At 63.6% G+C, this 19686-nt stretch carries 19 protein-coding genes; 1 reads left to right on the top strand and 18 read right to left on the bottom strand.

What is annotated here, in order from left to right; all coding sequences use genetic code 11:
* Nucleotides 1-23: 23 nt before the first annotated feature.
* From metK to LB571_RS07945, 17 genes are all read right to left on the bottom strand, one after another.
* Nucleotides 24-1289 carry a methionine adenosyltransferase gene (gene metK / locus LB571_RS08025; protein WP_015314012.1) on the bottom strand — a complete coding sequence of 422 codons (1266 nt, stop codon included), beginning with the start codon at nucleotides 1287-1289 and terminating at the stop codon, nucleotides 24-26.
* A gap of 168 nt (nucleotides 1290-1457) precedes the next feature.
* Complete coding sequence (locus LB571_RS08020; protein WP_015314013.1) at nucleotides 1458-1877, bottom strand: helix-turn-helix domain-containing protein; 420 nt, start codon at nucleotides 1875-1877, stop codon at nucleotides 1458-1460.
* A 138-nt stretch (nucleotides 1878-2015) separates the two neighbouring features.
* A complete protein-coding gene (gene lnt / locus LB571_RS08015; protein ID WP_015314014.1) occupies nucleotides 2016-3608 on the bottom strand; it encodes an apolipoprotein N-acyltransferase in 1593 nt (530 codons plus the stop codon).
* Nucleotides 3609-3695: 87 nt separating this feature from the next.
* A complete protein-coding gene (locus LB571_RS08010; RefSeq protein WP_140660643.1) occupies nucleotides 3696-4166 on the bottom strand; it encodes a VOC family protein in 471 nt (156 codons plus the stop codon).
* Between the two features lie 14 nt (nucleotides 4167-4180).
* Complete coding sequence (locus tag LB571_RS08005; RefSeq protein WP_015314016.1) at nucleotides 4181-5275, bottom strand: hemolysin family protein; 1095 nt, start codon at nucleotides 5273-5275, stop codon at nucleotides 4181-4183.
* 28 nt (nucleotides 5276-5303) lie between these two features.
* On the bottom strand, nucleotides 5304-5810 hold the full coding sequence (ybeY, locus tag LB571_RS08000; protein WP_224593569.1) for an rRNA maturation RNase YbeY: 507 nt from the start codon (nucleotides 5808-5810) through the stop codon (nucleotides 5304-5306).
* A gap of 18 nt (nucleotides 5811-5828) precedes the next feature.
* Entirely contained in the window at nucleotides 5829-6821 is a 993-nt protein-coding gene (locus tag LB571_RS07995; protein WP_031241013.1) for a PhoH family protein, read from the bottom strand.
* A gap of 83 nt (nucleotides 6822-6904) precedes the next feature.
* The gene (gene miaB, locus LB571_RS07990) at nucleotides 6905-8326 is read right to left on the bottom strand and encodes a tRNA (N6-isopentenyl adenosine(37)-C2)-methylthiotransferase MiaB (protein WP_140660642.1); all 1422 of its coding nucleotides are present in this window, start codon (nucleotides 8324-8326) and stop codon (nucleotides 6905-6907) included.
* A gap of 63 nt (nucleotides 8327-8389) precedes the next feature.
* A complete protein-coding gene (locus LB571_RS07985; protein WP_015314020.1) occupies nucleotides 8390-9190 on the bottom strand; it encodes a lysophospholipid acyltransferase family protein in 801 nt (266 codons plus the stop codon).
* Between the two features lie 123 nt (nucleotides 9191-9313).
* The gene (gene rimI / locus LB571_RS07980; RefSeq protein ID WP_140660641.1) at nucleotides 9314-9808 is read right to left on the bottom strand and encodes a ribosomal protein S18-alanine N-acetyltransferase; all 495 of its coding nucleotides are present in this window, start codon (nucleotides 9806-9808) and stop codon (nucleotides 9314-9316) included.
* An 82-nt stretch (nucleotides 9809-9890) separates the two neighbouring features.
* Complete coding sequence (tsaB, locus tag LB571_RS07975; protein ID WP_224593566.1) at nucleotides 9891-10568, bottom strand: tRNA (adenosine(37)-N6)-threonylcarbamoyltransferase complex dimerization subunit type 1 TsaB; 678 nt, start codon at nucleotides 10566-10568, stop codon at nucleotides 9891-9893.
* A gap of 107 nt (nucleotides 10569-10675) precedes the next feature.
* The gene (locus tag LB571_RS07970) at nucleotides 10676-11782 is read right to left on the bottom strand and encodes a DUF1513 domain-containing protein (protein ID WP_224593564.1); all 1107 of its coding nucleotides are present in this window, start codon (nucleotides 11780-11782) and stop codon (nucleotides 10676-10678) included.
* 2 nt (nucleotides 11783-11784) lie between these two features.
* A complete protein-coding gene (locus LB571_RS07965) occupies nucleotides 11785-12864 on the bottom strand; it encodes an imelysin family protein (protein ID WP_224593561.1) in 1080 nt (359 codons plus the stop codon).
* Nucleotides 12864-14465, bottom strand: a complete 1602-nt coding sequence (locus tag LB571_RS07960; RefSeq protein WP_224593546.1) for a di-heme oxidoredictase family protein — start codon at nucleotides 14463-14465, stop codon at nucleotides 12864-12866. The genes LB571_RS07965 and LB571_RS07960 overlap by 1 nt, the downstream gene beginning before the upstream one ends.
* A 12-nt stretch (nucleotides 14466-14477) precedes the next feature.
* Nucleotides 14478-14963 carry a bacterioferritin gene (gene bfr / locus LB571_RS07955; RefSeq protein ID WP_015314026.1) on the bottom strand — a complete coding sequence of 162 codons (486 nt, stop codon included), beginning with the start codon at nucleotides 14961-14963 and terminating at the stop codon, nucleotides 14478-14480.
* Nucleotides 14929-15240: a (2Fe-2S)-binding protein gene (locus LB571_RS07950; protein ID WP_140614790.1), complete on the bottom strand. Its 312-nt coding sequence runs from the start codon at nucleotides 15238-15240 to the stop codon at nucleotides 14929-14931. Before LB571_RS07950 ends, bfr begins: the two co-directional genes overlap by 35 nt.
* Before the next feature lie 48 nt (nucleotides 15241-15288).
* On the bottom strand, nucleotides 15289-16578 hold the full coding sequence (locus tag LB571_RS07945; RefSeq protein WP_224593544.1) for an imelysin family protein: 1290 nt from the start codon (nucleotides 16576-16578) through the stop codon (nucleotides 15289-15291).
* A gap of 432 nt (nucleotides 16579-17010) precedes the next feature.
* Here LB571_RS07945 and LB571_RS07940 point away from each other — a divergent pair, with 432 nt between their 5' ends.
* Nucleotides 17011-18264: an NAD(P)/FAD-dependent oxidoreductase gene (locus tag LB571_RS07940; RefSeq protein WP_140714058.1), complete on the top strand. Its 1254-nt coding sequence runs from the start codon at nucleotides 17011-17013 to the stop codon at nucleotides 18262-18264.
* A 112-nt stretch (nucleotides 18265-18376) separates the two neighbouring features.
* On the opposite strand, the gene LB571_RS07935 is transcribed toward LB571_RS07940, so the two are convergent.
* Complete coding sequence (locus tag LB571_RS07935; RefSeq protein ID WP_015314032.1) at nucleotides 18377-19654, bottom strand: 4-aminobutyrate--2-oxoglutarate transaminase; 1278 nt, start codon at nucleotides 19652-19654, stop codon at nucleotides 18377-18379.
* Nucleotides 19655-19686: the final 32 nt, after the last annotated feature.

The following is a 19686-nucleotide window of genomic DNA, read 5'->3' as shown; positions in this document are numbered from 1 at the left end:
TGGCGCCAGTCCTGCCGCCGCCCTCAGGCCGCGACAGCATCCTTGAGCGCCTTGGCCAGATCGGTCCTTTCCCAGGAGAAAGACCCGTCACGGCCAGCCTTGCGGCCGAAATGGCCGTAAGACGACGTCTTGGCGTAGATCGGCTTGTTGAGGTCGAGATGACGGCGGATGCCTGACGGCGACAGGTCCATCACGCTGCGCAGCGCGTCCTCGAGCTTTGCCTCGTCGACCTTGCCGGTGCCGTGCAGGTCGACATAGACCGATAGCGGCTGGGCGACACCGATGGCGTAGGAAAGCTGGATGGTGCAGCGATCGGCGAGCTTCGCCGCCACGACATTCTTGGCCAGGTAGCGCGCCGCATAGGCAGCCGACCGGTCGACCTTGGTGGTATCTTTGCCGGAAAAGGCGCCGCCGCCATGGGGGGCTGCGCCGCCATAGGTGTCGACGATGATCTTGCGGCCGGTCAGGCCGGCATCGCCATCCGGACCGCCGATGACGAACTTGCCGGTCGGGTTGATGTACCACATGCAATCGTCAGCGATCTTGAGGTCGCCCAATGCCTCGCGGATATAAGGTTCCACGACCTTGCGGACCTTCTTGGAATCCCAGCTTGAATCCAGATGCTGGGTCGACAGGACGATCTGCGTCGCCTCGGCGGCCTTGCCGTCGACATAGCGGACGGTGACCTGGCTTTTCGCGTCCGGCCCGAGCTTGCCGGCCTCGCCGTTGTTTTCGTGGCGGGCCGCTGCCAGAAGTTCGAGAATCTTGTGGCTGTAGTAGATCGGCGCTGGCATCAGGTCCGGCGTCTCGCGGCAGGCATAGCCGAACATGATGCCCTGGTCGCCGGCACCTTCCTCGCCCTGACGGTCGGCGGCATTGTCGACGCCCTGGCCGATATCAGGCGACTGGCCATGCAGCAGGACCTCGATCTTGGCCGTCTTCCAGTGAAAGCCAGCCTGCTCGTAGCCGATCTCACGGATCGCCTTGCGGGCGACGGATTTGAACTTCGCCGGGTTGACGACGGGGTGGCCCGCGGCATCCTTGAGGATGTTGCCGGCCTTGTCCTTCTTCAACAACGTCTCGGGAACGCGCACTTCACCGGCGATGACGACCCGGTTGGTGGTCGCGAGCGTCTCGCAGGCGACACGGACTTTCCATGGGTCCATGCCGGTCTTCTTGGCTTCACGATAGACCAGATCGACGATTTCGTCGGAGATGCGGTCACAGACTTTGTCGGGATGGCCCTCGGCTACGGATTCCGAGGTAAAGAAGTAGTTCTGCCGCGTCACGGGTGTCCCCTCTTGAAAAACGATCGGCAGGCTGCCGATTTTGGCGCGCCACGTGTTAGCGGGGCAAAGCGCTGCTCGTCAAGCGCTGCCGCGGCTCTGGCCTGAATGTCGGAGGCGATATCTTGTGCCACCGGCGGCGCATGCCGCCGGCGCAAAGCGCATTGCGGATCAGTCGGGATCGTCCTCGGCGAGCGATTTCACCAGGTCAATGATCCTGCGGCGTACCTTGACGTCGGCGATCTTGACAAAGGCCCGGTTGAGCTGAAGTCCTTCGGGACTGCCGCAGAACTCGACAGCGAAAGCCATCGAACTATCCTCGGCAAAGCCGCGGTTGGCGGTCAATTCCTGGCCTGGCGCATCCTCGAAAAAGAAGGCGACGGGGACGCCGAGTATGGAGGCAATCGCCTGCAGGCGGCTGGCACCGACGCGATTGGTGCCCTTTTCATATTTCTGGATTTGTTGGAACGTGATGCCGAGATTCTCGCCCAGCTTTTCCTGGCTCATTCCGAGCATATTGCGGCGAAGCCGGACCCGGCTTCCCACGTGAATATCGATGGGATTGGGTTTCTTCTTGTTTTCTTCTGTCATTTTTTCCTCGCCGAATTTTTTCGGCTTTGTGATTTTTTCCTGCCCAAAGAAAGCCGGAGGCGACTGCCCCAACAGAACGATCCACCAGCTTCGAGAAATTTTCAGGCGGTACAGTATGAGTTTCTAATGTGCCAGCTGTCAATTCACCCGTAGCTTTTGCCTTACGTTCAACAGCCCCCCTACAAGCGCAAACAGCAACATGATCAGCATTCCGTTAATGCGCCGCTGGCTGGACGAAATGACCGTCTGTGCGGAAACAGGCACCTTCACATCGATGGCTCCGCGCGCGTCGATCGCAAGGGCGTCGACGACGCGGCCACGGGCGTCGACCACGGCCGAGATGCCGTTGTTGGCAGCACGCAACAAGGGCAATCCATTCTCCACCGCGCGAATCTGGGCCTGCCTGAAATGCTGATACGGTCCCGGCGTGTCGCCGAACCATGCATCGTTGGTAACGTTCACAATAAGCTGCGCTGACGTAGCGTCAACTGCCACCAGATCGGGAAAGATCACCTCATAACAGATAAATGGCAGGGCACGAATGCCGCCCGGAAGCGTGATGGCATGACGCTCGTTGCCGGCCGTGAACGTCAGCGGCCCGGCGACGAGCTGTTCGATGCCGAAACGAGCGAGCAGGTCGGCGAAAGGCAGATACTCGCCGAACGGGACCAGATGAACCTTGTCCACGGCGTCGGCGATCTCGCCCTTGTCGTTGATCGCCACCACGGAGTTGTAGTAGCGGCTGTCGGCGCTGGCCGCCGAGCCGCCCTCCTCACGCACGACGCCGGCGATCAGCATCTGGCCGTCGCCCAGCATGTCGCCCAGCGCCGTCAAGGCGTCAGGGCGCTCCGTGAAAAGGAACGGTACCGAGGTTTCCGGCCAGAGAATCAATTGCGGTTTTTCGTGACCTGGGTCCGGTGCCTTTGCGGAGAGGCCCAGCAAGGTGGCGAAGATGCGGTCGCGCACCGAGGCATCCCATTTTTCCGACAGATCCACGGCCGGCTGGACGATGCGGACATCGAGACTGCGCGTCGCCGGCTTTTCGGGGGCGTTGAGCCTGACATAGCCAAAGCCGACATGGGCGGCGGCGAGCACGACAAACAGCGCGGCGCCCAGCCGAAGATGCCGACGCGCCGCCAGCAGCGCCGGCAGCGCGAAAAGGAAAACCGCGAGCGCGTTCATGCCGATCATGCCGGTCACCGAGACGCTCTGCATCAAAAGCGGCACCGGCATCGCCGCGTAGCCGATGGCGTTCCAGGGGAAACCGGTGAACAGGAACCCTCGCAGCCACTCCGCCAGCGCAAAACCGAAGGCAAGGGCAGCGATACGGCCGATATCGCTGCTCCACAGGAGCCGCGCGACCACCGTTGCGAAGCCATAGAAAAATGCGAGCGCGAAGGGAATGCCGACCACCGCGAACGGCAGCGCCCAGGCAAAGTCGTCGGCCTCGACCAGCAGCGCCGAGCCGATCCACCAGAGGCCGGCGAGGAAATAACCGAAGCCGAACCACCAACCGACGGCGAAAGCCGGCCGCAGGCGCCGCAACAGGCTGCCCGAGGCTTCGCCGGTCGCGCCATCGAGCAGCCAGACCAGCAGCGGAAACGAAATGAAACAGGCGGCAAAGAAATCGTAAGGCGCCTGGCCCAGAACCGTGAGCGCCCCAGCGAAAAACGCCACGAGCGAACGCCGCCAACCCCAAAGCAGAATTATCCGGCCGGCAAGGCGCTCCATGCGTATTTCCGTCGCGCGAATCAGGAGCTAAGATTTATCAGGCCGCGCCGCGCGCTCCAAACGCCGGCGTGATTACCCGGCCGCTCTCTACCGGTGCCAGCCTTCGATGCGCAGGCCACCCAACCGCTCGGCCTCTTCACGAGAAACAGAACGCACCGGTTGCGTGAACGTCCAGACATGGCCCTCGGGATCGCGCGCCCGATACTGGCGTTCGCCGTAGAACTGGTCCGCCGGCTCCTGGATTATTGCAGCACCGGCCGCGCGGGCCTGCTCGCAATGCGCATCCAGGCCGTCTTTCAACCTGACATAGACCGATTGCGTGTTCTTGCCCTGGACCGACGCGGGGCTCGCGACATGATCGGCCCATTCACAATCGACAATGAGGTAGCAATCGCGGAACCGCATTTCGGCGTGGACCAGCTTTCCCTCGGCATTGCTGACCACCATGCTGCGCTCGAAGCCAAAGGCTGCTTCAAGCCAATCCAGGGCAGAGCGTGGATCTTTGTAAAACACGCCGGAGCCGAGGACCGAGTGCTTGAACGGATCTTCGATCGTCATGCGACAGCAGGCTTTCAGGCCTGTTCGGTGCGCGCCGTGACCCGCCGGCGGCGTTCGCCCTTCTGGCTCTGCACGATGCGCACGCGCTTGACGCGGCGCGGATCGGCGTCCAGCACATGGAATTCGAAGCCGGGAATGGCCTGCACCACCTCGCCGCGCGCCGGCACGCGGCCGAGCGTGTTGAAGATCATGCCGCCAATGGTGTCGACATACTCGCCATGTTCACCGGCGGCGAAATCCTCGCCGATCATCTTGGCGACCTCGTCGATCTCGGCCTTGCCATCGACGATAAACACGCCGTCGCCGGTCTGGGTGATCATCGGCTCGTCGTCGTCGTGCTCGTCCTCGATGTCGCCAACCACCATCTCGACGATGTCCTCGAGCGAGACGAGGCCGTCCGTGCCGCCATATTCATCGATGACCAGGGCCATCTGCGTGCGCGTCGTCTGCATGCGGCCCATCAGGTCGGACGCAAGCATCGACGGCGGCACGAACAGGACCTGCCGGATCAGGTTGAGCTCTCCGATGGTGCGCGCGAGGTCGACCTGGGCGAGATCGAGAACCGTGGCGACAGGCGTTTTGCGGGTTGCACGGCCCTTCCTGACGCGCGCCAGCTTGGTGATATGGGCCAGCACGTCGCGGATATGGACCATGCCGCGCGGGTCGTCGAGCGTCTCGGAATAGACCGGCATGCGGGAATGGCCGGATTGTTCGAACATGCCAAGCAAGTCACCGAGCGACGTGGCGATCTCGACCGCCTCGATATCGGCGCGCGGCACCATGACGTCCTCGACGCGCACCTCGCGCAGGCGCAGGATGTTGTTGAGCATGGCGCGCTCGCCAGGCGAGAAGGATTCGACATCGCTCGTCGTCTCGGCGAGCGCGCCGGCGATCTCTTCGCGCAGGCTGGTGCCGTTGCGTTGCCGGAACAGGCCCAGCACGCGGTTGAACAGGGAGGGGCCGGCAGGCGACGGCTCGATGGCCGCGCTGCCAGTGTTGGCAACACCAGGGGTGACGGTACTCGGACCTGATCCCTCTTCCGACGTATCGGAAGCCTTGATCGCACTGCCGACATCGGGGCGGGCGGCAGTCTCTGGTTTGTCGTTCATCGTCGTCCGGTCAATTGGTCGTTTTTAGTTACGCGTAGGGATCGGGAATGGCAAGCCTTGCCAGCGCGGCGCGCTCGATGGCTTCCATCTCCTCGGCCTCCGCGTCGGTCTCGTGATCATGGCCCATGAGATGCAGCAGGCCATGGATGACGAGATGGCAGATATGGTTCTCCAGCGGCTTGTCTTCCAGTGCCGCCTCGCGCGCCACCGTCTCGGCGGCAAGCACGATGTCGCCGAGCATCGGCGGCAGCGGGCCGCCTTTTGCCGGCGGAAAAGCCGGGAAAGACAAGACGTTGGTGGGCTTGTCCTTGCCGCGCCAGCCGGCATTCAAGATACGGACGTGGGCGTCGTCGGAAAAAACAATGCTGAGTTCGGAATGACCCGCCGCACCGGTCTCGGCAAAGGCGGCGTCAACCGCGCGATCGACCAGCCGCGTCAGGCTTGCTTCATCGGGCCAGTCGCCCGCTTCAACCGATATATCGATCTCGACGGGAACCGGGAGGCTCCCGCCGCCGGATGTGTTGTCATCAGGCATGAGGCCGCATCGTCAAGATCAATTCTCGGCACCGAGGCCACGAGCCAGCTTGGCGTCCCGATCATAGGCCCTGACGATTTCCGCCACCAGCGGATGGCGGACGACGTCGACATCGTTGAAGCGCACGGTTACCGCGCCTGCCACACCGTCGAGGACACGCAAGGCTTCGACCAGGCCCGACTTGGTGCTCGGAGGAAGGTCGATCTGTGTCGGATCGCCAGTGACGATCATGCGCGAGTTCTCGCCGAGACGGGTGAGAAACATCTTCATCTGCATCGGCGTGGTGTTCTGCGCCTCGTCGAGAATGACGGCGGCGTGCGCCAGCGTGCGGCCGCGCATGAAGGCGAGCGGCGCGATTTCGATTACTTCGGCGGCAATCGCACGCTCGACCTTGTCGGCCGGCATCATGTCGTAGAGCGCGTCATAGAGCGGTCGCAGATACGGATCGACCTTCTCCTTCATGTCGCCCGGCAGGAAGCCCAGCCGTTCGCCGGCCTCGACAGCCGGTCGCGATAAAATGATGCGCTCGACCATGCCGCGTTCCAGCAGCATCGCCGCATGCGCCACCGCCAGATAGGTCTTGCCGGTGCCGGCCGGACCGATGCCAAACACCAGTTCCGACCGCTCCAGCGCCCGCATATAGGCGTCCTGGTTCAGGGAGCGGGCATAGATGGTCTTCTTGCGGGTGGCGATCTGGGCGGCGGAGACCTTGCCCTTGCGCTCCAATGTCGGCAGCGTGAGTTGGTCGTCGGCGGCGATAGCCATGCGCACGGCCCCGTCGACATCGGACTGGCTGATATCGACGCCCTTCTGCAGGATGCCGTAGAGATTGTCCAAGGCGCGGCGCGCCTGTTCGGCGGCCGAAGCGGACCCCTTGATGGTCAGCTGGTTGCCGCGCGAGCGTATGTCGACGCCGAGCTTCTGCTCCAGCCGGGCCAGGTTTTCATCGAACTGGCCGTAAAGGGCGCTGGCAAGCTTGTTGTTGTCGAAAGTCAAAACGATGTGCGCCATGTCAGAAGCCCCGGATGCCGGTACCGGGGGCAGATTCTTCAGCTCCGCTGCGCTCAACCGTCTCTCCTCATCTGCCGAGACCATCAGGCCAATTCGGCGAACAGGCTGTTGTAGCCCGTCTTCGTGATTCGCACCTTGATAATGTCACCGATTTCGCCGGCGTTTTCATCAACAATAACTGGCTGCAGCCAAGGCGAGCGGCCGACCTTCTGGCCAGCCTGACGACCGGGCTTCTCGATCAGCGTATCTATGGTGCTGCCGATCAAACTCAAGCCGAAATCCTGCTGTTGCTTCAACAGCAGTGCCTGCAGGCGCTGCAAGCGGTCGTCCTTGACCGCTTCCGGCAAGTGGTCGGACATCTCGGCGCCGGGCGTACCGGGACGCGGCGAATATTTGAACGAGAAGGCCGAGGCATAGTTCACCTGGCGCACCAGATCCATGGTCGCCTCGAAATCGGCCTCCGTCTCACCGGGGAAACCAACGATGAAATCGCCCGACAGCGCGATATCGGGGCGGGCGGCGCGGATGCGGTCGAGCAGCGCCAGATAGTCCTTGGCCGTATGCCTGCGGTTCATCGCCTTCAGAATGCGATCCGACCCGGATTGCACCGGCAGGTGCAGATAAGGCATCAGGGCGGCCAAGTCGCGGTGTGCGGCGATCAATTCGTCGTCCATGTCGCGCGGATGGCTGGTGGTGTAGCGCAGCCGCGCCAGGCCGGGGATTTCGGCCAGCCGGAACAGCAGACGGCCAAGACCCCATTCCGCGGTCTTGCCCCCTTTGGTCTCGCCCTGGCCATGCCACGCGTTGACGTTCTGGCCGAGCAGCGTCACCTCGCGCACCCCGGCCTCGGCCAAGCGCTCGGCCTCGGCGACGATCTGCGCCACCGGCCGCGACACTTCCGAGCCTCTCGTATAGGGCACGACGCAGAAGGTGCAGAACTTGTCGCAGCCTTCCTGGACGGTGAGGAAGGCGGTGACGCCGCGCTTGATCACCTCGGCACGCTTGGGCTGCGGCAGATGCTCGAACTTGTCCTCGATGGCGTACTCGGTTTCGACGATCTTTTCGCCGCCGCGAACCCGTGCCAGCACGTCGGGGAGACGGTGATAGGTCTGCGGACCGATGACCAGGTCGACGGCCGGCGAACGCCGGATGATCTCGGCGCCCTCGGCCTGCGCCACGCAGCCGGCGACGCCGATCAGCATCTCGCGGCCGGCACTTGCGCGTTCCGCCTTCATGTCGCGGATGCGGCCAAGTTCGGAATAGACCTTTTCGGCGGCTTTTTCCCTGATATGGCAGGTGTTGAGCAGCACCAGATCGGCCTCGCCGATGGCATCGGTCGCCGTATAACCGTCAGCGACCAGCGCATCGGTCATGCGCTGTGAATCATAGACGTTCATCTGGCAGCCATAGGTCTTGACGAAGACCTTCTTGGCTGCCGTGGCGTTCGCCGCCGGCTGTCCGGCCGCAGTGCCGATGTCGTCGCTTTCAATCGTGTTCAAGTCCATCCGGCGGCTTCTAACGCCTTTCCGTGACAAAAAACAGACGATTCTGCCTTGGGGCCGCTGGGTTCAGCGGCTCGGGAGCGGATCGGTAAGGGCCGCCTGCATCATCTCGCGCACCCGGCCTTCCATCAGCTTGGCCGTTTCCTTGCGGTTGGAACCCTTGGCAAAAGCGATCGGTTCGCCGAAATGCACCTCGACGTCGAGCGCGCCCTCGGCCATCAGCACCTTGAGATGCGGCATCAGGTCCTCATCGCCGATCCAGGCTGCGATCGGGCGGTGGCGGCGGCCGAGCGGTACGCCGTGCAGGCGCGTATAGGCGATCGCAACGGGCTGGATGAAGACCTGCTCGGCCGCGCCTTCGGAAATGGCCATCGAGGCGGCGCCGAACAGGGTGCTTTTGAAGGGCAGGACGACATTGCCGTCACCGGTCGAGCCCTCGGCGAACAGCACCATGGCATCGCCCTTGGCCATGCGTCTGGCGATCTCGCTGGCCTGGTCGCCAGACGAACGCTTGCGTTCGCGCTCGATGAAAACAGTGCGCTGCAGTTTCGACAGCATGCCGATCAGCGGCCAGCCTTCCATGTCGGCTCGGGCGATGAATTTCACATCGGCAAAGGAGCCCAGCACCATGATGTCGGTCCAGGAGATGTGGTTCGAGGCAACCAGCAAGGGGCGTTTGTCGGACAGCGCCCCCCTGACATGGATACGCATGCCGAGCGCCCGGATGATCAGCCGGTGCCAGATCTTGAGGATGAAGGTTTCCGGCCACCAACCGGTCTTCATCGACAGGATCTGCAGCGGCACGAAAACCAGCGACCCAGCGACGACGAGGCCCAGCGCCAGGAAAATCCTAATTTTCTTGATCATCGCCCTACCATTACAGCGCCGCGCGTCCTCTTGGACGCGCGCAAAGGACGCTGTAACACCTTAATTCTGGCGCATGATCCTCTCCGAAATCGGATTCGATTTTTGGGATCATGCGGTCCCTGGCTAGCGAAGATCGCGGCGCATGACAAGCGCCCCAGTCGGCCCGCGATCGGGCGACTTGTAGTAATCCGGACGCTTGCCGACTTCCCGAAAACCCAACCGACGATAGAGGGCGATCGCCGCGGCATTGGTCTCATCGACCTCGAGGAACAAGGCTTCGGCGCGCTGCGAATGCAATTCGCGCAGCACTGCGTCCATCAACTGCCAGCCCAGGCCCTGGCGACGATGCGACCGTGCCACCGCGACGGTCAGGATTTCACCCTCGCCCGCGGCCAGCCGGGCGAGGACGAAGCCGACAGGCGGCTTGGCGCCCTGCCCGGTTTCGCGCGCGGCATAACCGAACACGGTGTCCTGTTCGAGCAGGGCGGCGAACTCACCATCGGTCCAGGGGCGGACAAAATCCTCGCGGTGCAGCAGCGAGACCGCGGCGCTGTCGGTGATCCTGAGCAGCTCGAGCGCGTAGTCCCGGCGACGTGGTTGAAGAAAAGGTATGCGCATCAATTCTCGTTTTCTCGTCTGACCATGACCTCTGGACAAACGGAACCGTTTGTCCGCGAAAACCGGCTTCCACTTTTCGGGATCATGGTCTTTGCCTCGAAAGTATGAACCCGGCCTGCGGCTTGGCATCGGCACCGCGCAGATAAAGCGGCTTCGGCCTTTCGCCCTGCCCCTTTGCGGCAGCCAGCCGGGCGTAGGTGAGAATGTCGGCGGTGGCCGCCCGAGGCCCGATGTCAAAGGTGCGGCCGGCCGCGTCAGCGATCAGCGTCGCTGCCGTGCCGGCGAGCACCGCGAAACGTTCCGACGCCATCGTCACCGCATCCGCAAGCGTGGCCACGGCCGGACCGTAAGTCAACACTGACATTTCATCGTACAGTGCGGCATGGATTTCCTCGCGGCCGGCATCAAGCGCCGCCAGCACGGCGCGGCCAGGAAAGGCACCGGCCGCCTCGGCGGCCAGTGCCTCAAGGGTCGTCACCCCGATTGCCGGCAGCTTGAGCGCCAGCGCCAGGCCACGCGCGGTCGACACGCCGACGCGCAGGCCGGTGAAGGAACCCGGACCGACAGAGACGGCAATGCCGCCAAGCCCGGCGTAGTCGGTCGCGCCGGTCTTCAACGCGTCAGCGATGACGGCCATCAGGTGCTCGGCATGACCCTTGCCCAGATCGAGCACCGAGCGGCCAAGCTCCAGCCCAGCCGCCGCGTCGTAGACGCAGGCGGCGCAGAGGCTGGCGGCACAGTCGATGGCGAGAACTTTCATGAAACGACCGGTTCGAGAAACAATTCCCTGTGCCCGCCATGGCGCGCAACCGCAAGTGTGTAGTGCATAATTTGTTAAGCGGCTTCGGTTTGGCCCGGCAGAAGAGCTTATGCCGCCGGCCCTATGCGCAGCATGTGGTTGTCCCAGACATAGTCCGGCTCCGTCCGCGTGGCACCACCGCCCTCGATGATCTCGCCGGCGCCCGTGGTGGCCATGAACCCTGCCCCGTCGGGCGCCACGCCGCAGACCTCGACCAGCGCGCTGGAGGAGACGATCCGGCCGCTGCCCGCATCGATCACGACGAGCGAATTGCCTTCCGGCGAGGAGACGGCGACGGTGCCGGCACCAGAATTGGCGGCGACCGAGCCGATATAGTTGCGGAAACCGGACAGCACATCCCGCGGCATGTCGAGCAATGCCAACTCCTTACCCCGCGCGGCGCGACCGACCAGAAGCGGACGATCGGTGCCGGAGCCCCTATATTGGCAGCCGAACCAGACGGTGCCTGTCTGGTCGATATCCATGTGGCGGATCGACAATTGGTGGAGAGCGGCCGGCAGTTCATGCTTTTCGATCAGGTCGCCGGTGACGCGGTCGACCAGCACATAGGAAGGCTTCATGGTGGCAATGTTGAGCTCGGCGCGTCCATAGTCTGGGTGGGTCTCGATGCCGCCATTGGCGACCGCGATCGTCTTGCCATCGCGCAGCAGAAGAAGTTCGTGCGGGCCCATGCCGTAGGTCGGGAATTCGCCGACGCGATTGAATTTCGCCCGCGCGTCATAGACGCCGACCACGCCAGCGGCGTTGTCGAAGTCGTTTTCGGTGGCGTAGAGCAGAGAGCCGTCGGGCGAAAAGACACCATGACCGAAGAAGTGCCGGCCTGCGATGCTGGCGATGGTCCGCGGGGCGTCGCGCCCGGCGTGATCGAATACGACGGCGAAGGTGCCAGGCTGGCGGGCGAAAACCACCGAACGCTTCGAGATCGGATCGAAGGTGACGTCATGACCGCGATCGGGCAGGTCGACCGTATGCAGCACCTTGCCGGCCTCGGACAGGACGGCGGCACCAAAACTGCCGTCGCGCTTGACGAAGGCGGTGGCGAACACGGCATCCGCCGCGAGCGTATTTGCCCAGGCCGAGGGCGTCACGGCGGCGGCAAAGCCAATGCCGGCGGCCCTCAAGAAATCGCGGCGGTCGATGAGCAATCCCTTCATGCTCAGTCTCCATCCAGCGACGAGAAGCCGGCGGTCAGGCCGAATTCGGCGGTCAGCCTGGTGCCGATCAGGGTCGACAGGCTGGAGGTGATCAGGGCGAGATGCTCGAGTTTTTCGCGCAGCGCCGGATCGGCGAGCGCCTTGTCGATCGGACCCTGGACGGCCTTGGCGGTCGCAACGCCGTTGAGCAGCTGGATGTGGATCGACTCTGCCATCCAGCGCGCATCCGGCGGCAGCGCGTTGCCGAGCTTCGACACCTGGAACAGCGCATCGATGCCGGCCAGATTTCCGGCCAGCGCGTTGGCGGTGTTTTGCGAACGCCAGTAGATCGCCTGTTTTGGCTTGTCGGCCTCGGGCTTGGCGCCCAGAAAACCCTTCAGGCGCACGTCACGGACCATTTCCAGTTCGTTGATGAAGACGCCGACCAGTTCGGTGACCGCCTCGTTGCCATCGCGATAGAGCGGGTTTTGCGGCCCCGGATTGGCCCACAGTGCCGCGAATCCGTCTGGTTTGTCCCAGGCCGCGCTGACGTCCGCGGCGATGGTTTCGATGTTGCCGGCGACAGCCGCCCCGTAAGCGCAGCGATAGGGTTCAGCCTTGCCCGCCAAGGCGTCGGCGCCGTCGCCGTAAAGCACGAATTCCAGCGCCCCGAGCCCCTGCATGGCAACGCTCTTGCCCGCAAGCTGGACAGGATCGGTGGCGGCGGGATCCTTGTCAGACAACGCCGCCTGCACCTGTTTCAGGCCGATGCTCTTGCGATCCGGCCAGAACAGCATGCGCTCCAGCCTGTTGTTCTCCTCGATCGGCCCGAAACCGATGATCTCGGCCGATGACCAGGCGTAGACGGTAGCCGAGAACGCGGCTCGCGCCGCTTCAAGGTCCGCTTGCGAGGGTGCCTCGCAAAGCTTGTGCATGGCTTTGGCGAGGGCTTTCGCATGCTGGTGCAGGTCCTCATATGCCGGGCGGACAAAGCCGTCGATCGCGCGCTGGATGACATCAGAGGCTTTCACCGCGGCCGATGCGGGCAAGGCGCCCAGCAGAACCAGCGGAAGAACGAGAACCAGCGCGAAACGCTTCGCCATCAGAGTGACTCCAGAAATTTGACCAATGCATCGCGCTCGGTGGCGCTGGTGGCGGCAAAGCGGTCGCGCGCCTTCCGGCCCTCGCCGCCATGCCACAGGATGGCCTCGACCAAAGTGCGCGCACGACCATCGTGAAGATAGAAGGAATTGCCGTTGACCATTTCGGTGAGGCCGATGCCCCATAGCGGCGGCGTGCGCCACTCATTGCCAGTCGCATCGCCCACAGCCTGGCCGTCGGCAAGATCCGGCCCCATGTCGTGCAGCAGGAAATCGGAACAAGGCCAGATCAACTGGAACGCCTGCGGCTTGTCAGGTGCATCGCGACGGGTAACGAATTTCGGCGTGTGACAGGCAACGCAGCCGATTTCATAAAAGACCTTCTTGCCGGCGAGCACCTCAGGCGAGGCGAGGTCGCGTCGCGCCGGCACCGCCAGGTTGCGCGAATAGAAGGTGACGAGATCCATCACCGGCGCCGGCGCCTCGACCGGGCCGAGGCGCGCCTGCACGCCGTTGGGCATGGCGAGGCACTTTTCCTGCGCGGCGGTGCAATCGCCCCAGTGTTTCGGCGCCTCCGGCGTCGAGATGCCGATATCGCCGGCAAAGGCATCGGCGGCCTGCTGGCGGATCGACGCGGTCTGCGCCTTCCAGCCGAAACGGCCAAGCGTCAGCTCGCCGCTCAGGCCATCACGCACGATGTTGGGCTTGCCGGAAATACCATCGCCATCCCTGTCGTCAGGGTCGGCACGGGCCAGAATGTCGGCCGGCGCGATCTGTTCGATGAGGCCGAGGCCGATCATCGGCGGCGTCAGGCGCGGCGACAGCGTGGTGCGCGGATCGAGCGGCCCGTAGCCGAGATCATCGATCGTATAGGCGGGTTTGCGCAGTAAAACCGCGGTGCCGTCCGGCAGTTCCACCTTCCGTTCCCGATAGTCGACACGCATCCTGCCCTCACCCCTGAGACCAGGCACGGCCAGTTGCTGCAATTGCGTGCCATAGACCGGGTCTGGAAGGTTGAGCAGCCTATAGTCGGCGAGCGCCGCCTTTTCTTCCGCGCTGCTGGCATCGCGCGCCAGCCGCAGGAACATCGAGGTGGTGCCAACATCGGCTTGCGGCGGCCGTCCGCGTCCATCCTTCAGATGGCAGTTCTGGCAGGCCCGTTCGTTGAACAAGGGTCCGAGCCCATCCGATGCCTGCGTCGAGGACGGCGATGAGACCCAGTTCTTGCGGAAAAGCGCATTGCCGAGCTTGAAGGTGCCTTCTTCCTCGAAGCTGATGTTGGCCGAAGATTGCGAGAAGGAATCACGGCTGATGTCTTTCCGCGAGGTGCCGGCGCCACCTTGCATCAGTTCGAAAGGCTCGGGCTTGGAAAAATCCGTGGTCGGCCTGGTAATGGCTGTGACGCGCACCTGATCCTTGGCATTAAGGTCGGTGCGCGTGGTGGCGAGACCGGCGGGTAGAAGGTCGCCGGCGATGGCAGAAGTGGTCAGCGCCAGCATCAGAATAATGCCGTGCCGACCAGCCGATATGGCTGGCATTTTCCGGAGGCGCGGCGGGCCCTTGGCCCGCCGCAAGCGGCGCAGGACGTCTAAGAGGCGCCGCATTCCCGCATATCCTTAGTCCGCCTCGTCCGCCGGTGCGGCGTTGAGCTGGCCGTACTTTTCCTCACCGATCGAGGCCAGCAGGTCGAGCTGCGTCTCGAGGAAGTCGATATGGCTTTCCTCGTCGGCGAGCAGTTCCTCGAACAGTTTCATCGTCACGTAGTCGCCCGCTTCCTCGCAGATTTCGCGCGAGCGCTTATAGGCAGTGCGCGCGTCATATTCACCGGCCAAGTCGGATTCGAGCACTTCCTTGACGTTCTGGCCGATGCGCAGCGGCGCCACGGACTGCAGGTTGGGATGGCCTTCAAGGAAGATGATGCGGGCGACGAGCTTGTCGGCGTGGTGCATCTCCTCGATCGATTCCGCCCGCTCCTTCTTGGCCAGCTTGGCGTATCCCCAATCCTCGAGCAGGCGGAAATGCACCCAATACTGGTTGACGGCGCCGAGCTCCAGAAAGAGAGCCTCGTTAAGCCGCTCGATGATCTGTGGTTCGCCTTTCATGGGTCCTGCTCCCGTATTGGACGCGCAGGCCTCTGACGCGATCCAGATGTGAAACGATGTCCACGCCGCTTGCCTGCGAGCGGGCGTGGTAGTTCTCGGTGACCCGAATGATCGTTTCGACCACATTTGGGAAGCAGCCGCAACAGCGACCCCGTTTGTGCATGGCGTGATAGACCTTTGCCGGCACGATGAGCTGCCAGGGATCCTGATCCAGCAGGCCGATGATCGTCTGCTCGATCTCCTTCTCGGTGATGATGTTGCAATGGCAGATCAGCATTTCGTCGCTCTGGCTGACGGCGCTCCGATGCGCCGTTTGGCTGGGGGCTTACTTGAACACCTTGTCGGGCGCGTCGAGACTGTCGGAGCCTTCGAAGGCGATGTTGTTCAGCTTCAAGGCGCCGACGGCGCGTTCGATCGACTTGGTCTGGTCGATCAATGCGTCGATTGCCGCCTGCACGGTGGCATTGCCCGCCGTATTGCCCTCGGCGATCTGCTGGTCGTAGGCCTCGCCGGCCAATGCCCGTGCCTTGATGGCTTCCATCTTGGCGACCGAAACATCGAGCTTGTCGGACAGTTCCTTGTCGATTGCCGGATCCGCTGCCTTGACCATGTCGTGCACCGAGGGACCCGAAACGACGGTACCATCCAGCCTTGTGTAGCTGGCGTGATAGGCGGCGCGAATACCGACGGCATCATAGAGATGAGAATTGTAGGTATTGTCGGAGAAGCAGTCATGCTCCTCTTCCGGATCGTGGAGCAGTAGGCCGAGCTTCATGCGCTCGCCGGCCAGTTCGCCGTAGGAGAGCGAGCCCATGCCGGTGAAGATCACCGCGACGGCGGTGTTCGGCTCGCCATCGACGAGGTTCTTGCGCGCGGCGCCGTCTTCCTTCCAGTCGTTGACCATCTTCTGCAGGTCGGAGACCAGAAGGTCAGTTGCCGATTTCAGGTACTGTGCGCGGCGGTCGCAATTGCCGCCGGTGCAGTTCTTGAGGTCGTAATCCGTATAGGGACGCTCGCCGGCGCCTGGACCGGTGCCATGCAGATCCTGGCCCCAGAGCAGGAACTCGATGGCGTGATAGCCGGTAGCGACGTTGGCCTCGATACCGCCGGCTTGCTGCAAGGTGCCGGAGAGGAATTCCGGCGAAAGCGTCGCGGCGTCGATCTTCTTGCCGTTGATCTCGATCTCCTTGTTGGCGATCACATTGGCGGTGTAGAGCGAATTCGCGTCCGATTCCGTGCCGTAGCTCTTGGCGACATAGTCGATCAGGCCTTCGTCCAGCGGCCAGGAATTCACCTCGCCCTCCCAGTCGTCGACGACCTTGTTGCCGAAGCGATAGACCTCGGTCTGCTGGTAGGGCACGCGCGCCGCCTTCCAGGCGTCGCGGGCGGCATTGAGCGTTTCCGCCGACGGGTTGGCCAGCAGCACGTCGACCGCCTTGTCCAGCGTCCGCGCCGTGGTTAGCGAATCCTCGTACTTGGCAAGCGCGATGTCGGAATAGGTCGTGATCACCGCCTTCGCATCGGTTTGCGCCTTTGCAGGCAGCACGAACACCGCCGCCGTCAGCAGCGCCGTGGCGCCGATCGCCACAAGCCTGCCGCCATATCGTGCCGTCATTATCGCTCTCCAGTTTCTCGGGAATTCCGCAAACGGCGCGCGCGGCAACCGGCACCAGGCCGTGTGCATGCCACTGGCCGCAAGATATGCCGCGCTGCCGCGCGGCTCAGGGAAGAAAGACACCAAAATGCCTCCAATCGAACGGGTTCAAGGCCCAGACATCAAAGGGATGCGCCAATGCGCAAGCTTCCTTAAAACTTCGCGCTCGATGGAGTCAACGGAAATTACTGAAAAACCTAATCGAAACAACAGTTTAGAATTATTCTAAACTACAACTGTCAACTTTACGCGGTCCGCTGCACCGGCTTTGCGGCCGAACTGTACGATTGACAGTCGCCATCCCGAGTGCGACCCGCAGACATTCTCTTGCGGCGGTGCCAGGCAATTGCCGCTTGGCGAGACGTCCTAGGATCGAATTGGGATCGGAATGCGATGAAGAACGGCGTGGTCATAGTCGGTGCGGGTCATGCGGGCGTGCAGGCAGCCGCCAGTCTGCGCGAGGATGGTTATGACGGGCCGGTGATTCTGGTCGGCGACGAGAACGAACTGCCCTATCACAAGCCGCCGCTGTCGAAGACCTTCATCAAGGATGCCACGGCCAAGCCGCAGCCCTTGCGCGGCGAAGCCTTCTACACCGGCAGCGCCATCGACTACCGGCCGGGCATCCGGATCGAGCGCATCGATACCGGCCGCGGCAGTCTCGACATTGCCGGCGGTGGCGCACTTGCCTTCGACCATCTGATCCTGGCGACCGGATCGCGCCCGCGTGCCTTGCCATTACCCGGCGCGGAGCTGTTCGGCGTGGTGTCGCTGCGCTCGCTGGCCGATGCCCGGCTGATCCGGGACTTGAGCGCGCACAGCGAAGATGTCGTTATTCTCGGCGGCGGCTTCATCGGACTGGAAATTGCCGCGACGCTTCGGGCGGCGGGCCGCACCGTCACCGTTGTCGAGGCGGTCGACCGGCTGCTTGGCCGCGCCGTGGCGCCGGTGGTGGCTAGCCATGTCCGGCAAAGGCTGGAAGCGACAGGCGTGCGCATCCTCACCGGCACCTCGATTGCAAGGCTCGAAGGCGAAGACGGCCATGTCACCGCCGCGATCACCACCTCAGGCGAAAGGCTGCCGGCGCGCATGGTCGTGGTGGGCATCGGTGCCGTGCCGAATGTCGAACTGGCGCAGGAAGCCGGCCTCACCATCGCCAACGGCATCCGCGTCGATCACCAGATGCGCAGCTCGGTACCGGATATCCTCGCCATCGGCGACGCCGCCTCGTACCGGCACTGGTTCACCGGCGGCGACGTGCGGCTGGAATCGGTGCAAAACGCCACCGACCAGGCGCGGCTCGCCGCGCGCACCATATCAGGCCACGCCGACGCCTATTCGGCGGTGCCATGGTTCTGGTCCGACATTGGCGACATGAAATTGCAGATGGTCGGGCTGACATCAGGCGGCGACAGCCATGTCGTGCTCGGTGACCTGCCCGACAACAAGTTCTCGATCTACCACTACGCGGGAGACCGGCTGCTCGGCATCGAGTCCGTCAATCGCCCCGGCGACCACATGCTTGGCCGCAAGATGCTCGGTGCCGGCTTCTCGCCGACACCGCAAACGGTAGCCACGGGTCCCGAAGGGCTGAAGGCGGCTCTGGCTGCCTTTCAGCAGGATGAGCTGGCAAGAGCTGCGGGATAGCCGCCCTCCCCTTGTGGGAGGGTCGCTGCGAAGCAGCGGCGGGGTGGGTCGGCGCCAAGCCCCCCACCCGGACCTGCGGTCCGACCTCCCCACGAGGGGGAGGTAACGTGGTTCAGGCTGCGCAGACTTCGCGGATCGAGCTTTCCAGAATGTCGAGCGCTTCGTTCATGACTTCGTCCTGAATGGTGATCGGCGCCAGGAAGCGGATGACGTTGCCATAGACGCCGCAGGTCAACAGGATCAGACCCTTGTCGAGCGCCTTCAGGCGGATCGCGTTGGCGATCTCGGCCGACGGCAGGCCCTTCTTGACGTCGTTGAACTCAACCGCGTTCATGAAGCCCAGACCCCTGATGTCGACGATCTCGGGCACGTCGTCACGGATCGACTGCAGACGCTGCTTCAGCCGCGCACCCAGCGTGTTGGCGCGGTCGCAGAGCTTTTCGTCCTCGATGACATCCAGGACGGCGTGTGCCGCGGCGACGCCGATCGGGCTGCCGCCATAGGTGCCGCCGAGCCCGCCGGGGCTGGGCGCATCCATAATCTCGGCGCGGCCGGTGACCGCCGCAAGCGGGAAGCCGCCGGCCAGGCTCTTGGCCATCGTGGTGATGTCGGCCGCCACCTCGTGATGGTCCATGGCGAACATCCTGCCGGTGCGGGCAAAGCCGGTCTGCACTTCGTCCGCAATGAGCAGCATGCCGTGCTGGTCGCACAGCTTGCGCAGCGCCGTCAGGAGTTCACGCGGCGCGTCGTAGAAGCCGCCCTCGCCCTGAACCGGCTCGATGATGATCGCGGCGACGCGGGCCGGATCGACATCCGCCTTGAACAACTTGTCGAGTGCCGCCAGCGAATCGGCGACCGAGACGCCATGCAGTTGCACGGGGAATGGCACGTGGTAGACGTCGCCCGGCATGGCGCCGAAGCCAACCTTGTAGGGCACGACCTTGCCGGTCAGCGCCATGCCCATGAAGGTGCGGCCGTGGAAGCCGCCGCCGAAGGCGATGACGGCCTGGCGGCCGGTGGCGTTGCGAGCGATCTTGATGGCATTCTCCACCGCCTCGGCGCCGGTGGTGACGAAGATCGTCTTCTTTTCGAACTTGCCGGGCAGCATGGCGTTCAGCCGTTCGGCCAGCCGCACATAGCTCTCGTAAGGCACGACCTGGTGGCAGGTGTGGGTGAAGCGGTCGAGTTGCGCCTTGACCGCCTCGATCACCCTGGGATGGCGATGGCCGGTGTTGACGACGGCGATGCCCGAGGAGAAGTCGATATAGCGGCGGCCCTCGACATCCCAGATCTCCGAATTCTCGGCCCGGTCGGCGTAGATTTGCGTGGTCATGCCGACGCCGCGCGAGATCGACTGGTTCTTGCGTTCGGAAATGGCGGAGTTCTTCATCATATCCCTCACCGGGCCGGCGCCCGTTCTGT

The sequence above is a fragment of the Mesorhizobium sp. BR1-1-4 genome (assembly GCF_020165375.1).
Taxonomy (GTDB): domain Bacteria; phylum Pseudomonadota; class Alphaproteobacteria; order Rhizobiales; family Rhizobiaceae; genus Mesorhizobium; species Mesorhizobium australicum.
The sequence above is the reverse complement of the archived record's forward strand: the minus strand, read 5'-3'. Positions and strand labels throughout refer to the sequence as shown.

Excerpts from the sequence above, each read along its gene's own strand:
- LB571_RS08020 (WP_015314013.1), bottom strand. The coding sequence starts at position 1,877 with ATGACAGAAGAAAACAAGAAGAAACCCAATCCCATCGATATTCACGTG.
- lnt (WP_015314014.1), bottom strand. The coding sequence starts at position 3,608 with ATGGAGCGCCTTGCCGGCCGGATAATTCTGCTTTGGGGTTGGCGGCGT.
- LB571_RS08010 (WP_140660643.1), bottom strand. The coding sequence starts at position 4,166 with ATGACGATCGAAGATCCGTTCAAGCACTCGGTCCTCGGCTCCGGCGTG.
- LB571_RS08005 (WP_015314016.1), bottom strand. The coding sequence starts at position 5,275 with ATGAACGACAAACCAGAGACTGCCGCCCGCCCCGATGTCGGCAGTGCG.
- ybeY (WP_224593569.1), bottom strand. The coding sequence starts at position 5,810 with ATGCCTGATGACAACACATCCGGCGGCGGGAGCCTCCCGGTTCCCGTC.
- LB571_RS07995 (WP_031241013.1), bottom strand. The coding sequence starts at position 6,821 with ATGGCGCACATCGTTTTGACTTTCGACAACAACAAGCTTGCCAGCGCC.
- miaB (WP_140660642.1), bottom strand. The coding sequence starts at position 8,326 with ATGGACTTGAACACGATTGAAAGCGACGACATCGGCACTGCGGCCGGA.
- LB571_RS07985 (WP_015314020.1), bottom strand. The coding sequence starts at position 9,190 with ATGATCAAGAAAATTAGGATTTTCCTGGCGCTGGGCCTCGTCGTCGCT.
- rimI (WP_140660641.1), bottom strand. The coding sequence starts at position 9,808 with ATGCGCATACCTTTTCTTCAACCACGTCGCCGGGACTACGCGCTCGAG.
- tsaB (WP_224593566.1), bottom strand. The coding sequence starts at position 10,568 with ATGAAAGTTCTCGCCATCGACTGTGCCGCCAGCCTCTGCGCCGCCTGC.
- LB571_RS07970 (WP_224593564.1), bottom strand. The coding sequence starts at position 11,782 with ATGAAGGGATTGCTCATCGACCGCCGCGATTTCTTGAGGGCCGCCGGC.
- LB571_RS07965 (WP_224593561.1), bottom strand. The coding sequence starts at position 12,864 with ATGGCGAAGCGTTTCGCGCTGGTTCTCGTTCTTCCGCTGGTTCTGCTG.
- LB571_RS07960 (WP_224593546.1), bottom strand. The coding sequence starts at position 14,465 with ATGCGGCGCCTCTTAGACGTCCTGCGCCGCTTGCGGCGGGCCAAGGGC.
- bfr (WP_015314026.1), bottom strand. The coding sequence starts at position 14,963 with ATGAAAGGCGAACCACAGATCATCGAGCGGCTTAACGAGGCTCTCTTT.
- LB571_RS07950 (WP_140614790.1), bottom strand. The coding sequence starts at position 15,240 with ATGCTGATCTGCCATTGCAACATCATCACCGAGAAGGAGATCGAGCAG.
- LB571_RS07945 (WP_224593544.1), bottom strand. The coding sequence starts at position 16,578 with ATGACGGCACGATATGGCGGCAGGCTTGTGGCGATCGGCGCCACGGCG.
- LB571_RS07940 (WP_140714058.1), top strand. The coding sequence starts at position 17,011 with ATGAAGAACGGCGTGGTCATAGTCGGTGCGGGTCATGCGGGCGTGCAG.
- LB571_RS07935 (WP_015314032.1), bottom strand. The coding sequence starts at position 19,654 with ATGAAGAACTCCGCCATTTCCGAACGCAAGAACCAGTCGATCTCGCGC.